Origin of the sequence: Pseudomonas sp. PB120 (genome assembly GCF_009761815.1) — a bacterium.
Classification (GTDB): domain Bacteria; phylum Pseudomonadota; class Gammaproteobacteria; order Pseudomonadales; family Pseudomonadaceae; genus Aquipseudomonas.
Map to the genome: position 1 here is coordinate 16,815 of NZ_RWIN01000001.1, position 14,445 is coordinate 31,259.

10 protein-coding genes are annotated in these 14,445 nt (G+C 63.4%); 7 read left to right on the forward strand and 3 right to left on the reverse strand.

All coding sequences use genetic code 11. From position 1 onward, the window contains the following. Positions 1–16: 16 nt before the first annotated feature. Complete coding sequence (locus EJA72_RS00075) at positions 17–784, forward strand: SDR family oxidoreductase (RefSeq protein WP_157709523.1); 768 nt, start codon at positions 17–19, stop codon at positions 782–784. A 769-nt stretch (positions 785–1,553) separates the two neighbouring features. On the opposite strand, the gene EJA72_RS00080 is transcribed toward EJA72_RS00075, so the two are convergent. Further along, entirely contained in the window at positions 1,554–2,891 is a 1,338-nt protein-coding gene (locus EJA72_RS00080; RefSeq protein WP_157709524.1) for an MFS transporter, read from the reverse strand. Then, positions 2,888–3,871, reverse strand: a complete 984-nt coding sequence (locus tag EJA72_RS00085; RefSeq protein WP_157709525.1) for a flavin reductase family protein — start codon at positions 3,869–3,871, stop codon at positions 2,888–2,890. Before EJA72_RS00085 ends, EJA72_RS00080 begins: the two co-directional genes overlap by 4 nt. A 199-nt stretch (positions 3,872–4,070) precedes the next feature. On the opposite strand from EJA72_RS00085, the gene EJA72_RS00090 reads away from it, so the two are divergent. From EJA72_RS00090 to EJA72_RS00115, 6 genes are all read left to right on the forward strand, one after another. Next, complete coding sequence (locus EJA72_RS00090) at positions 4,071–5,507, forward strand: coniferyl aldehyde dehydrogenase (RefSeq protein ID WP_157709526.1); 1,437 nt, start codon at positions 4,071–4,073, stop codon at positions 5,505–5,507. Between the two features lie 55 nt (positions 5,508–5,562). Next, positions 5,563–7,215, forward strand: a complete 1,653-nt coding sequence (locus EJA72_RS00095) for a methyl-accepting chemotaxis protein (protein WP_157709527.1) — start codon at positions 5,563–5,565, stop codon at positions 7,213–7,215. Between the two features lie 69 nt (positions 7,216–7,284). Beyond that, on the forward strand, positions 7,285–8,880 hold the full coding sequence (locus EJA72_RS00100) for an amidase (protein WP_157709528.1): 1,596 nt from the start codon (positions 7,285–7,287) through the stop codon (positions 8,878–8,880). Between the two features lie 329 nt (positions 8,881–9,209). Then, entirely contained in the window at positions 9,210–10,919 is a 1,710-nt protein-coding gene (locus EJA72_RS00105) for an FAD-dependent oxidoreductase (protein WP_157709529.1), read from the forward strand. An 8-nt stretch (positions 10,920–10,927) separates the two neighbouring features. Further along, the gene (locus tag EJA72_RS00110) at positions 10,928–12,625 is read left to right on the forward strand and encodes an FAD-binding protein (protein WP_157709530.1); all 1,698 of its coding nucleotides are present in this window, start codon (positions 10,928–10,930) and stop codon (positions 12,623–12,625) included. Further along, positions 12,622–13,404, forward strand: coding sequence for an SDR family oxidoreductase (locus EJA72_RS00115; protein ID WP_157709531.1), 783 nt, complete (start codon positions 12,622–12,624; stop codon positions 13,402–13,404). The genes EJA72_RS00110 and EJA72_RS00115 overlap by 4 nt, the downstream gene beginning before the upstream one ends. Positions 13,405–13,592: 188 nt before the next feature. On the opposite strand, the gene EJA72_RS00120 is transcribed toward EJA72_RS00115, so the two are convergent. Next, a complete protein-coding gene (locus EJA72_RS00120; protein WP_157709532.1) occupies positions 13,593–14,378 on the reverse strand; it encodes an enoyl-CoA hydratase in 786 nt (261 codons plus the stop codon). Positions 14,379–14,445 lie beyond the last annotated feature (67 nt).

Genomic DNA, 14,445 nt, shown 5'->3' on the forward strand with positions numbered 1-14,445 from the left:
TCCCTGGAGTTTGATCATGCAACCTACTGTGTTTATCACCGGCGCCACCTCCGGTTTCGGCGAAGCCTGCGCCCGACGTTTTGCCCGGGCGGGCTGGTCGATGGTCCTCACGGGCCGACGGAAAGAACGCTTGCTGAAGCTGGCCAACGAACTCGGCGAGCAGTGCGACGTGTTGCCCCTGGTCCTGGACGTGCGCGACCGTACTGCCATGCAAACAGCGATTGAGCAATTGCCGGAGCGGTTCGCGACCTTGCGCGGGTTGATCAACAACGCCGGCCTGGCCCTGGGCACGGAAGCGGCACAGGCCTGTTCGCTGGATGACTGGGAGACCATGGTCGACACCAACATCAAGGGTCTTCTCTACAGCACTCGCCTGTTGTTGCCGCGGTTGATTGGCCACGGTGCCGGTGCGAGCATCGTCAACCTGGGTTCCATTGCCGGCAACTGGCCTTATCCCGGGAGCCATGTGTATGGCGCGACCAAGGCGTTTGTGCGGCAGTTTTCGTTGAATTTGCGTTGTGATTTGCAAGGTACCGGGGTGAGGGTTACCAACCTGGAACCCGGTTTGTGTGAAAGCGAATTTTCGCTGGTGCGTTTTGCGGGCGATACGCAGAAGTACAACGCGGTGTATGCCAATGCCCAGCCGTTGCAGCCGGCTGATATCGCCGAGACGATTTTCTGGTTGATGAACCAGCCGGCGCATATCAACGTTAATAGTCTGGAGGTGATGCCGGTGACTCAGGCTTGGGGGAATTTTGTGGTTGAGCGGGGTGGGGTGGTTTGAGGGTTTTCTGTGGCGGTGTGTATATCCTTTTCTTTGGTCACGGCGGCTAATGGTTTCGCCCTTACGGCGAGTCACTTTGGAAAAGCCCCAAAGTAACCAAAGGGCTCTTGCCCCTTTCGTTCGGTGCCTCGCCTAGGCTCGGCATGCCCTCGCTCCGGTCCCGCTCCGTGGGCCCGCCGCCATCGGCCATCCATGGCCGGGGGCGGCTAACCCGGCATCCATGCCGGGTTGCCCACTGCGCAGAACCTCCACTCGGCCTCTCGAGGCGGCAAGAAAATCAAAAGCAAAAGCAAAAGCAAGGCGGCCTGACAGCCGACCTGATTCTTCTCGCGTACACATTCCACCTGTGGGAGCCAGCCTGCTGGCGATGAGGGCCTGACAGTCGATTAATCTCTCTCAGGTACACCCCAATCCAATGTGGGAGCCAGCCTGCTGGCGATGGACACCCAGACACCGCGATCATCCAGACAGGGCGCGTTATCGTTGACGACCATCGCCAGCAGGCTGGCTCCCACATTTTTGAACCGGGCACATCCACAAAAAAACCAGGTCGGCTTTCAGGCCGCCTCGCTTTGCTTTTGATTGAGGCGCCCCGTTAACCACGATGGCCGGAGTGAGGGCATGCCGAGCCCTAGCGAGGCACCAAGTGGTGGGGCAAGAGCATTTGGTTACTTTGTGCCGGGCCGCGCAGGCTTTTCAAAGTGACTCGCCGTAAGGGCGAAACCATTACCAGCAGCTACCGAAACAACGGATATGTACTCAAGGCAAATCACAAAACCGAAGCCACATGCCGATACCCACTCCTGGACGCATAGCCAGCCGTCCGCACCAGCAACACCACCGCCCCCAACCCCGGCAAGCTCACCAACATCAACGCATACCGCAGCGACTCCTGACCATAAACCGGCAGCAGCAAATCGCTAAAAAGCCCAACAATCAAAGGCCCGACGCCCACGCCCAGCAACGTACTCACGATGGTTTGCAACGCCATGGCACTCCCACGTCGCCCCGGCGACACCAGCTGCGTCACCAGGTTGAACGACGGCGCCACCCACCACACCGCGAAAAACGAATACAGCGCACACCACAGCATCGCCGTAGGAACCGGCACATCGCCAACACGAATCAGCACCCCATCGGACCAGAGCAAGTACGGCATCAACGCGGACAGTGCCGTCAAATGACCCAGCACCGGAATGGAAATCTGCCAATGCGGATGACGCCGGCACAAACGATCACTCAACCAACCGCTGAACAACCCGCCGATCCCCGCCGAAATCCCACAGATCACCCCGGCCAACAACCCCGCGTGCTGCAGTGACAACCCGTGGGAGCGCACCAGGAAACTGGTGTTCCACATCCCGACGGCGTAGGAACTCAGCGTCGCCAGGCCGCCCGCGAGGATCAGGCACCGATAAGCCGGTGTGGCCCAGAGCTGACGCGCTTCGGCCCTCATCCCCAGTAGCGGGGAGGGCACATGAGCATGAGGCGTGAGGTCCCAGCGACCGCGTTGCGGATCGCGCACGACAAAGGCCAGCAGGAGGCTAAACAGCAATGCCGGCGCGCCAAGGGCAATAAACCCGCTGCGCCACCCATAGTGCTCCACCACCCAGGCGCCGATGCTCAAACCGATGATCGAAGAAAAGGTCGGCGCGGACGTGAAGCAACTGATCGCGAATGAACGCCGATGAGGGGGATAAAGGTCTGCGATCACCGACAACGAGGCCGAAGTGGTCGGCGACTCACTGATCGCCACCAGCATCCGCGCAATGGCCAATGCCCAGAAACCGCCCGCCCACCCGCAGGCCATGGTCGCCCCCGCCCAGAGCAGGCACGACATGGCCAGCAAGCGTGTTCGCGGCATGCGGTCCACCAGGCGTCCCGCCGGCAACCCCATGACGGCATACACCGCCGCGAACGCCAGGCCCGAGATCAAGCCCATGGCGGTATCGCTGACGCCGAACTCGGATTTGATCGGTTCGATCATCACCGCGAGTATCTGCCGCCCGACAAAGTTGTCGGCGAACACCATGGCCAGCAGCAACAGCAGGCCATGGCTGCCCCAGCCGACGCGGGTCGGCGGCAGCGTGCCCGGGCCCGCGTTCATCGTGGTGCCCAGAGGTCCGGCAAGCCAGGGTCACTCACCACAATCAGGCGCTTGAGCAAGACCTTCAGGGCTTGGGCGTCGGCGGGGCCGAGCTTGGCCGAAAGGTCTTCTTCCACGGCCTTGGCCAGCGCCAATTGGTGCAGCGACACCTCCCGGCCCTGGGCCGTGAGGACAAAACGCAGCGCATCAGACGAGCCTTCAATTGCCACCAGACGCTGGTGCTCGAGGAACCGCATGCTGGCCAAGGTCACTTCGCGGCCGGTGTAACTGACGAAGGTGTTGATCTCTTCAAGGGTCAGGTTGTCGCGGATGCACAGGATCGACAGGATAAAAAACGCCATTTCGTCCAGTTGCTGATTGCTCAGCATCTGGCGCAGCGCATTGAGCACCTGATAGTGACCGCGCCCCAACAGGTACCCGAGCAAGTCTTCGGTATAGCTGCATTCCGGAGGGGGTGGCGTGGTGGCCAGGCGCAGCTCACTGCGGGGCTTGCGGGTCGCCAGCGCGTATTGGCCGCTCTGGAACGCCAGCGGTGCACGGTCGCTGTGATCGAACGCGAGCACTTCGCCGACAAAGATCACATGGTCGCCGCCCTCATACTGGAACGCCGTGCGGCATTGAAAGCGTGCGGTGCAGTCTTGCAGCAGCGGGGCTCCGCTGACGCCACTGTCCAGCTGGATCTCGGAAAATTTGTCCTCGCCCTGGGTGGCGAAACGGCCCGACAGGGTTTCCTGTTCGGTGGACAGCACGTGGACGTTCCAGTGCTTGCCGCTGGTGAACACCGGCAGGCTGCGGGCCTGCTTGGACAGGCTCCAGAGCACCAGCGGCGGGTTGAGCGACACCGAGTTGAAACTGTTGGCGGTAATCCCGACCGGCGAGCCGTCTTCGGATTGGGTGGTGATGATCGTGACCCCGGTGGTAAAGGTGCCGAGTGCGGCACGAAAAGCCTGGGGATCGAAACTGGCGTTTGGCATTGCCATGACTGGCCTCATGGAGTGAGATTTTCGTAGGGCCAGTATTGGTCGCAACACGCGGCTGAACATCGTCTCAACGGACTAACAGATTTGCGCGTACCTCGTCCGATCGGACGAGGCGTGGCGGGGGGAGGCGAGGCTAGGGTAGAGCCAAGCGCATCGGGCGCTTCACGGCCATTGGGCCAGTACCTGAAAGGGGCCACGAATGAGTTCTGCCACATCATCCGTCCAAGGACTTGCCAGCCTGTTATCCCGACAAAAAAGCGCATTCGCCAGCGCCGGTGCGGTGAGCGCCGATACTCGCCGACGTCGACTCCAGCAAGTGATCGATCTGTTGGTCCGCCACCACGGGGTGTTGACCGACGCCATCGACCTGGATTTTGGCGGCCGGCCGGCCGGTTTTTCGTTGATGAATGATGTGGTCGGCTCGCTGGCTTCGCTCAAACATGCGCGGGATCACGTGCAGGACTGGATGCACGATGAACCGCGTGCCCCATTCGCGCCTTACGATCAGCTCGGTGCCACGGCCTGGGTCATGCACCAGCCCAAGGGCACGGTGGGCATTCTCGGTACGTGGAACGCGCCGTTGTACACCTTGTTCAGCCCATTGGCCTCGGTACTGGCCGCGGGTAACCGGGCCATCCTCCGGCCGTCGGACGTGGTACCGCGGACCGCCGAATTGCTCGCGCAATTGTGCGCCGAACATCTCGAACCGCTGGAGATCGCCGTCGTCACCGGCGACGTCGAACTGGCCGAAGCGTTCAGTGCCCAGCCATTCGACCACCTGGTGTACACCGGCAGCACCGCGACCGGGCGCCTGGTGATGCGCAACGCGGCACTCAACCTGGTGCCGGTGACGCTGGAGCTGGGCGGCAAGTCGCCCGTCATCGTCAGCGCCAGCGCCGACCTGAAAAAAGCCGCGTTCAGTATTGCCGTGGGCAAAGCCTGCAACGGCGGGCAGATCTGCATCAACCCGGACCTGGTCTACGTGCCCAAGGCCCTGCTCGAATCTTTCCTTGATGCAGTGCGCACCACCTACACAGAACTCAACCCGACGGTGGCCGGCAACCCGGATGTGGTGGCGGTGGTCAATCAACGACACCTGGACCGCGTCGAAGGTTACGTGGCGGATGCCCAGGAACGAGGCGCCCGTGTCGAGAGCGTGCCGGAAGCCTTGGCCGTGAATCCACAGGACCGGCGTCGTCCCCTGCGCGTGGTCGTCGACCCGGCGCCGGACAGCCTGATCATGCGCGAAGAAATCTTTGGCCCGGCCATGGTGGTGCTCACCTACGAGGCGCTCAACGACGTCATTGACGACATCAATGCGCGGCCACGCCCGTTGGCCTTGTATTACTTCGGCGAAGACCTGGAAGAGCAGCAATACGTGCTGGATCGCACGGTGTCCGGCGGGGTGACCGTCAACGACGTGATGATGCACCCGGCGATGCACGATGCGCCGTTCGGCGGCGTCGGCGCCTCGGGCATGGGCCATTACCACGGCCGCGAAGGCTTCCTCGAGTTCAGCCACCAGCGCACGGTGTTCAAGGCGCCGGAGTTTGATCCGCGTCGCCAGTGGGGCCTGCTGCCGCCGTACAGCGAGCACTTCCTGGCGGCCATGCTGGCCAGCGTGACTGCCGACTGACCTGGCGCGGGGCGCATCCCGCGCCCCGCCCGTTGCACGAGACAAGCCATTGTTTATGTTCAACACAATCACTATCGCTCAGCGCTTGTGGCTCTGGGCGCTGCTGGCCACGTTGTTGTTTGTACTGGCGGTCGGTTTTGGCGCCCATGGCCTGCAGCAGGCACGCGACAGCCTGCGCGACATCAACGAGGACAACCTGGCGACGCTGCTGATGTTCGGCGACGTCCAGCACCGTCTCGATGAAAGTCGACGTCAGGTCTTGCTCGCCATCCAGCAAGACCCTGAAGGCCCGTTGGTGGCGGCCTTCGACCGTCCCGTCGAAGCCACCCTGAGCACCATCGAATCCAACAATCAGGCGCTTGAAGAGCGCTGGGCAACCTACCGTCAACGCGCCCTGAGCCCTGAAGAACAACAGGCCGCTGATGCATTCACCGAGCATTACCAGGCCTGGAAGGACGAGCTGCAGATCCTGCTTGAAACCTTTCGCGCCGGGGACTTCAGACTGCCCGGCATCCTGTCATTCCTGCGCATGGCTGAGCCGCAAGGCGATGCGGCCGTGCTTGAACTGGGCAAGTTGCAAGCGATCCAGCAGACCGCGGCAGAACACGCCTATGAAACAGCGCAACAGCGTTATCGCTCGACGCTGATGGCGTATCTGGGACTGGCGGTGGTGGGCGTGCTCGCGGGCAGCCTGACCGCGTTTTCCACCCTGACCCGGCTCAAGCGGGCCTTCGCCCAGGCGGGAGCCAGTGTCCGCGCCATTGCCGGCGGCGACTTGTCCCAAGCCATCGAGGTCAAGGGGCATGACGAATTTGCGCTGATGCTGCGTGACATCGCGGCGATGCGCGAAAGCCTGCACGGGCTGATCTCGCAAATGCGCGCGCTGGTCAAACGCGTCAGCAGCGAAGCGGTGCACATGGCCGAATCGGCGGAGCTGGCCTCACTCGCCACCCAACAGCAGGCGGATGCGGTGCGTGGTATTTCCAGTGCGGTCGAGCACCTGTCGGGCTCTATCGACGAAGTGGAAAACCACGTCGGCGTGTCGCGCAGCATCACTCAACACTCGGCGGGGCGTTCGGGCAAAAGCGAAGGCTTTATCCGCGACATGGCGCAGGAGATGAACCGCATCAGCGATGTGATCAGCGATACCGCCGTGCACATTCGCGAACTGGAAGGTTTTTCCGGCGAGATCAGCCACGTGCTCAACGTCATTCGCAACATTGCCGAGCAGACCAACCTGCTGGCCCTGAACGCCGCCATCGAGGCGGCGCGGGCCGGCGAACAAGGGCGCGGGTTTGCGGTGGTCGCCGACGAGGTCCGGATGTTGGCGCAACGCACCGCCAGTTCGATCGGCGAGATCGACCTCACGGTGCAACGCATTCAGGAAGGCACGCTGGCCGTGGTCGACGGCATGGGCCGGGTGGTCAGCCGCGTGCGTGACGGGGTAAGCCTGGCGCATGAGGCCGGCGACTCGGTGGCGCAGATTCGCACCGGCACCGATGACGTGATCCGCTGTGTGGACACCATCGCTACGGTGATCACCGAGCAGGTGCGCGTGACGCGAGAAATGGTCACGCGGGTCGACAGCGTCTCGGCGGGCACCGGCGCGTTGTCGGCCAGTGCCGGCCGGAGTGCGGTGGCCGCGTCGGATCTGGAACAACTGGCACGAGAGCTGGATCAGCTGTCGGCTCGCTTCAATGTGGTTTGAAGCGACCACTGAAAAATAACACCGTACAAAAAACCCTCATAACAATAAATGACAGGGCGCGAGATGATCATGCAAAACAACGAGCAACGATTTTTAACTGCCGAAACACCTACTCTTACTGACGCAACGCAAAGCGGCTGGCTGCGACGCAGCGTGCTCAAGGCCGGTGCCGTGGCTGCGGGTGTCGGGCTCCTCGGGCGATTCGGCGATGCCCGGGCGGCGGCGCTGTCGGACAGCGATTACCAGGGGCTGGACGCCTGGGCGATGAGCCAGGCCATACGCAATGGCGAGCTGCAATCGGCCGACCTGCTGGCGGCGGCGTTGGCGCGGTGCCAGGCGGTCAACCCCCGGGTCAAAGCGGTGAACATGCTGCACGAGGACTACGCCCATGCGCTGCTTTCCCAGCGGCGTGCTGCCGGCACTGAAAAGCAGGGCGCACTGGCCGGCGTGCCGGTGTTGATCAAGGACCTCAATACCTATCTGAAAGGGACCCCGACCACTAACGGTTGCCGGCTGTTCAAAGACGCTCCGCCCGCCGACCAGACCAGCACCCTGATCAGCCGCTACGAGCGTGCCGGGGCGGTACCTTTCGGCAAGACCACCAGTCCCGAGTTCGGCTTGACCACCACCACCGAATCCATGCTGTGGGGGCAGACGTGCAACCCGTGGAACCTGGCCATGAGCGCGGGTGGTTCCTCCGGTGGTTCGGCCGCCGCCGTGGCGGCCGGGATCGTGCCGGTCGCCCATGCCACCGATGGCGGCGGCTCGATCCGCATTCCCGCGTCGTATTGCGGTTTGGTCGGCCTCAAGCCTAGCCGCTATCGCACGCCAAGCGGGCCGAAGCATTTCGAAGGCAGCTTTGGCGCCAGTGTCGCCAACGTCATCTCGCGCACGGTGCGCGATACGGCGCTGTTTCTCGACGCCGGCCAGGGACGGGAAGCGGGCAGCGCCTATTGGAGCCCGCCGCTGGTGCGTTCATATGTCGAAGAGCTGCAGCGCGACCCGGGTAAATTGCGCGTCGCTGTGGTTCGCCACTCGTTGACCGGTGCAGCGCTGGAGCCGGCGATTGCAACCACCCTGGAACAGACCATCAAGCAATTGCTGGGGCTGGGGCATGAAGTCGAAGAGCTGACGCTGAACATCGATCCCCGCCAACTGTTCGGTGTTCACGGTACCGTGCTCGGCACCGGTTTGCGCACTGCGATCCAGGACCGCGAGCAGGCGTTGGGGCGGGTCGCCACGGCGCAGGACCTGGAGAAAGTGACGCTGGTCAATCTGCAGCGCGCCCAGGCCACCACCGGTGAGGACCTGTATCGCGCCCGTCAGGCGTTCGAAACCATCGGTGCAATCATGGAGCAGCCGTTCGAACGCTTCGACGTGATCCTGTCGCCGGTCACCGCCAGCCTGACCCCGCAACTGGGTCTGCTGTCGCTGGATCAACCCTGGGACAGCTACGCGCATCAGGCCATGGGCAGCGCCGGTTTTACCGTGCTGGCCAACGTCAGCGGGCAGCCGGCGATTTCGCTGCCGCTGGGCCAAAGCGACAACGGCTTGCCAGTGGGCATGATGTTCACCGCGCGCCTGGGCGGCGAAGACGGGCTGCTGCGACTGGCCAGCCAGCTGGAGCAAGACCGCCCCTGGGCGGCCAGACGCGCTGTCCTCTAACTACGCAAACTGACTGTGGCGAGGGAGCTCGCTCCCGCTGGGCTGCGCAGCGGCCCCAAAATCCTGTGAGCGCTGCGCACTCAAGCGGGACGGTGCGGCGATCCGACAAGCTCCCTCGCCACAAAGGTCTCTCTTGCAACAGCAATTTCCATAGCCACAAGAATCTTCTTTACCCCAAGCGTTTCCTTCGCCACAGACCGTGACACATCCCTAGTCCGCTTTGACGATGAGCGCGGCCGGTGCAGCCCCGATCATGGGCTGCACTCCGCCCGCAGTCGCGCAGCGTCGTCGGCGGTTATTTCTGACCTCAGCTAATGGCATAACAAAAAATGACGGCTCAAGATCAGTCTCAGACCCGCTACGACGTGATCGTCGTTGGTTCGGGCGCAGGTGCAATGACATCGGCAGTGTTCCTCGCCGACCAGGGTTTCAGCGTGCTCGTCGTGGAAAAGAGCGACAAGTACGGCGGCACGTCGGCCATTTCCGGCGGTGGGATCTGGATCCCCAACAACCACTATTTCGCCCGCCTGAACGGCAACGACGATTACGACACCGCCCTGCGCTACCTGAAAGCAGCGGCGGGTGAGCATGTCGATGAAACCCGACTGCGCACCTACCTGGACAATGCACCGAAGATGATCAAGGAGCTGGCCAAGACCAGCCGCGTGCGCTACGCGGTGGCCGCCAAATACCCCGATTATTACCCGCACTTGCCGGGCGCGTTGGCGGGTGGCCGGACCCTCGATCCGGAGTTCTTCGACACCAGCCTGTTGGGTGACGAACTGGCCAACCTGCGCAAGCCGTCGCCGTCGACCTTGCTCATGGGTTGCATCGCCTGGACCGCCCGCGATGCGCACAAGGTCATGGCGCGCAGTTTCGGCTGGCGCCTGCTGATCATGGGCCTGATGCTGCGTTACAAACTGGACTTCAAATGGCGCCGTAAAAGCAAGATCGACCGCCGTGCTTCGCTGGGCAGTTCGCTGGTGGCCGCGTTGCGACGTTCGTTGATGGACCGCAACGTACCGCTGTGGCTTAACACCGATTTTTCCGGGTTGCTCAGCGAGGGCGGGCGGATCAACGGCATCACCGTGCGCCGTGACGGCGCCGACGTGAACTTGTACGCCCGTCACGGGGTGATTCTGGCGTCCGGTGGGTTTGAACAAAACCAGGTACTGCGTGAAAAATACCTGCCGCAACCGACCCGCATGGGCTGGAGCGCAACCCCGCCGGGGAACAACACCGGCGCGGCACTGGAAGCCGGGCTGGCCCAGGGCGCAGCTACCGCGTTGATGGATTGGGCCTGGTGGGCGCCGACCATCGCGGTACCGGGCGAGGAAAAGCCCCGGGGGATCTTTGCCGAGCGTGCCTTCCCGGGCGCCATCGTGGTCAACAGCCTGGGGCAGCGCTTCGTCAACGAGGCTGCGCCGTACCTGGAATTCGTCGACGCCATGTACCGAGACAACGGCCTCACCGCCGGCAAATCCGTGCCGGCCTGGGTGATTTTCGACGGGCATTTCCGCTACAACTACGCGATGGGACCGTTGATGCCGGCGCAGATCATGCCCGACAGCCGCTTGCGCAAGGAATGGCTGAACACCCTGTACTGGAAGGATGATTCGTTGACCGGGCTGGCCAAGCAGATCGGCGTCGACCCCGTCGGCCTTGAAGCCACCGTGGTCAAGGTCAACGACTATGCACGCACGGGCAAGGACACGGACTTCGGGCGCGGCGGCAATGTGTTCGACCGTTACTACGGCGACACCAACGTCAAACCCAACCCGTGCCTGGCGCCGTTGCGCAAAGGCCCGTACTACGCGATGCGCCTGGATGCCGGGGACATCGGCACCAAGGGCGGCCTGCTGACCAACGAACATGCGCAAGTGGTCCGTGAGGATGGCGAACCTATTGCCGGCCTGTATGCGATCGGCAACTGTTCGGCCTCGGTGATGGGCACCAGTTACCCGGGTGCCGGCGGTACGTTGGGCCCGGCGATGACCTTCGCCTATGTCGCCGCCAATCACCTGGCCCGCGAACGATAGGAGGTGGTATGGCAACCGTCGAAGACAGCTTCTGCACGCCGGTTCAGACCCCTTTGCAAGTCGCCGACAGCGGCGCGCTGGTGTGGGATGAACATTGCGACGTGCTGATTATCGGCTGGGGCGCCGCCGGGGCTTGCGCGGCGCTGGAGGCTCGGGCCCAGGGCGCCGATGTGTTGATTGCCGACCGCTTTACCGGCGGCGGCGCCAGTGCCAAGAGTGGCGGGGTGGTCTACGCCGGTGGCGGCACCCGTCATCAGCAGGCGGCGGGTTTCAGTGACACCCCCGAAGCCATGTTTGACTACCTCAAGCATGAAACCCAAAGCGTGGTCAGTGACGACACGCTGCGGCGTTTCTGTGCCGACAGCGTCAGCAATCTCGACTGGCTGGAAAGTCACGGCGCGCCTTACGGCAGCCGGATGCCACCGGGCGGTAAAACCTCGTATCCGCCGGACGGTTATTTTCTCTACTACTCCGGCAACGAACTGGTCCCGCAGCACGGCGGTCCTCTGCCGCCCGCACCCCGTGGCCATCGCACTGTCGGCAAAGGCCAGTGCGGCGCGGTGTTGTATGGACACTTGAAGAGCGCGTGCCTGCGTGCGGGGGCTCGTCCTTTGCTGCAAGCGGCGGCCAAGCGCCTGGTGGTCGATGCTCAGGGGCGGGTGGTCGGTGCCGAGATCTGGTGCATGCCGCCCGGCAGCCGGGAAGCGAAGTTGCATGCACGCCTGGCCGATCGTGCCGAGCGCTTGCAGAATTTCGCGCCGGGGTACTGCGCGAAGCTGCGTGAGCGGGTCGGCCAGCTCGAGCGGGAGTTCGCCCGGCCACGTCTGGTCCGCGCCCGTAACGGCGTGATCCTCAGCACGGGCGGGTTCATTTTTAATCGCGAACTGATCAAGCGCCATGCGCCTAAGTTCCAGCGCAATTTCAAGGTGGGGGCCACCGGTTGCGACGGCAGCGGCTTGCGCCTGGGCACCAGCGTCGGTGGTCAGGGCGCGGGGCTGGAACGGGTGTCGGCGTGGCGTTTTATCAATCCGCCGTACAGTTGGCACAAGGGCATTGTGGTCAATCGCGAAGGCCGGCGTTTCTGCAACGAAGAAGTCTACGGCGCGACCCTGGGTCAGCCCTTGATGGAAGAACAGGGCGGCAGGGCCTGGCTGGTGCTGGATGCGCCGTTGCGCAAGAAAGCCATCCGCGAGGCCTTGTTTGGCGGTTACTGGTGGTTCCAAAGCTTCCCGGCCCTGGCGCTGATGCTGTTCAAAGTGCGCAAGGGCCAGCACCTGAGCGAGCTGGCCGCCACCACCGGGATGAATTCGGCGGTGTTGCGCGAATCAGTGCTGGCCGCCAATGCCGCCGCCCGTGGCGAGGCGCCGGAGCCGTTCGGTAAATCCGAGAAGGGCCGTCAGGTGCTCGATCAGGGGCCGTTTTACGCCTGCGACATTTCCGTCTCCAACCCGGTTTTTCCGCTGGGGGCCTTGACCCTCGGCGGGCTGCGCGTGGACGAAGGCAACGGCGCGGTGCTCGACGGGCAGGGGCAGCCAATCCAGGGCCTGTTTGCCGCCGGGCGCACCGCGCTGGGCATTCCTTCGCACCTCTACATCAGCGGTTTATCCCTGGCGGACTGTGTGTTCTCCGGACGGCGCGCGGGCGCGGCCGTCTCCCGGCTCCTGACTCAACAGCTTCATCCGACCACCGCACAAGAGACGACATGATGACGAACAACCACAACAACAAAAACGGCCGGGTACACGGCAAGGTTGCACTGGTAACCGGCGGGGCCAAGGGTATCGGCCGGGCGAGTGTGCGCCTGTTGGCGGCGGAAGGCGCCCAGGTACTGATCAGCGACGTGGACGTTGCGGCGGGCGAGGCACTGGCCGCTGAAATCGGCCCGGCCGCAACGTTTATCCGGCATGACGCCAGCAGCGAGAGCGATTGGCGCCACGTCATGGCCCATTTGCGCGAGCACCATGGCCGGCTGGATATCCTGCTGAACAACGCCGGCATCCTGCTCCCTGGCAGCATCGAGGACGCGACCCTGGAGGAGTGGCACACGATCATGCGGGTGAACGCCGACAGCGTGTTTATCGGGTGTCGCGAAGGCATCGCGCTGATGAAGGAAACCGGCGGTTCGATCATCAACCTGTCGTCGATCGCGGCCCTCGCCGGGCGCGACGACTACTTGGCCTACAGCGCCTCGAAAGGCGCGGTGGCGGCGTTGTCGCGTTCCGTGGCCGCGTTCTGCCGGCGTCGAAAATACCGGATCCGCTGCAACACGTTGCACCCGGATGGCGTGCTTACGGATATGACCAGCGCCAGCTTGCCCGAGGGGCTCGACCCGACACGCCTGACCATCGACACCGACCCGATGAACCGCATGTGCCTGCCCGAAGATGTCGCGGGCAGCGTGCTGTTTCTGGCCAGCAACGAATCGCGGGCGATCAATGGTGTCGAGTTGCGTATCGACAGCGGGCAGATGGTGATGTGTATCTAACCCGTCGTATTTACGTGGGGAGACAGAAACCTGTGGCGAGGGAGCTTGCTCCCGCTTGAGTGCGTAGCACTCACAAAAATTAGAGTGACTGCCGGATTTTTGGGGCCGCTGCGCAGCCCAGCGCGAGCAAGCTCGCTCGCCACAGGGAGTACGAAGTTGCTAATCCAGTGGGGCGGAGGATTGCTGCTTCATTCCCCCGTAAACTCTGCCGGGCGTTTTTCGATAAACGCTTGCATGCCTTCCTTCTGATCACGCGAGGCGAACAACAGCGCGTTGGCCTTGCGCTCCAGGGCCAGGCCAGCTTCCAGTGGCGCGTCCATGCCCGCCAGGATCACTTCCTTTATTTGCTCTGCCGCCAGGGCCGGCATGGCCGCGATCACGCGCGCCAGTTCCAGGGCGTGGGCCTGCACCTGGTCATCGTCCACCAGGTCGCTGACCAGTCCGGACACCCAGGCTTCCTCGGCACTGATCGGCTGGCCGGTAAGCGCCATGCGCATCGCCTTGACCTTGCCCACCGCACGCACCAGCCGCTGGGTGCCGCCGATGCCGGGCATGATGCCGATGCGGATCTCAGGCTGGCAGAAGCGCGCGCTGCGTCCGGCCACAATCAGGTCGGCGTGCATCGCCAGTTCGCAGCCCCCGCCATAGGCGTAACCGCAGACCGCCGCGATCACCGGCTTGGGGCAATGCTGGATCGGCCCCCAGACCCGCTCGGTGTGACGCTTGTAAATATCGATGGCGCCGACCCCGGCCATGCTGGTGATGTCGCCGCCGGCGGCGAACACCTTGTCACCGCCCGTCAGCACGATGCAGCGCACCTCGGGATCGACCGCCAGTTCACTGAAATAACGCGACAGCAGCGCCTGCAATTCCAGGCTCAAGGCATTGGTCGCCTGCGGCCGGTTGAGCCGCAACAGCGCCACGCCCGGCAGAGGACGTTCGAGCAGAACCGGTGCAACGGATGAATCGGACATGGGCATCCTCAAGGACCAGGCAACGTGTGAATTCCCGTCAGTGTCCTGTTCGCAGCGTTTGATTTTC

Bases quoted from the DNA above. Each gene is read 5' to 3' on its own strand.
- EJA72_RS00075 (WP_157709523.1), top strand. From the start codon at position 17: ATGCAACCTACTGTGTTTATCACCGGCGCCACCTCCGGTTTCGGCGAA.
- EJA72_RS00080 (WP_157709524.1), bottom strand. From the start codon at position 2,891: ATGAACGCGGGCCCGGGCACGCTGCCGCCGACCCGCGTCGGCTGGGGC.
- EJA72_RS00085 (WP_157709525.1), bottom strand. From the start codon at position 3,871: ATGGCAATGCCAAACGCCAGTTTCGATCCCCAGGCTTTTCGTGCCGCA.
- EJA72_RS00090 (WP_157709526.1), top strand. From the start codon at position 4,071: ATGAGTTCTGCCACATCATCCGTCCAAGGACTTGCCAGCCTGTTATCC.
- EJA72_RS00095 (WP_157709527.1), top strand. From the start codon at position 5,563: ATGTTCAACACAATCACTATCGCTCAGCGCTTGTGGCTCTGGGCGCTG.
- EJA72_RS00100 (WP_157709528.1), top strand. From the start codon at position 7,285: ATGCAAAACAACGAGCAACGATTTTTAACTGCCGAAACACCTACTCTT.
- EJA72_RS00105 (WP_157709529.1), top strand. From the start codon at position 9,210: ATGACGGCTCAAGATCAGTCTCAGACCCGCTACGACGTGATCGTCGTT.
- EJA72_RS00110 (WP_157709530.1), top strand. From the start codon at position 10,928: ATGGCAACCGTCGAAGACAGCTTCTGCACGCCGGTTCAGACCCCTTTG.
- EJA72_RS00115 (WP_157709531.1), top strand. From the start codon at position 12,622: ATGATGACGAACAACCACAACAACAAAAACGGCCGGGTACACGGCAAG.
- EJA72_RS00120 (WP_157709532.1), bottom strand. From the start codon at position 14,378: ATGTCCGATTCATCCGTTGCACCGGTTCTGCTCGAACGTCCTCTGCCG.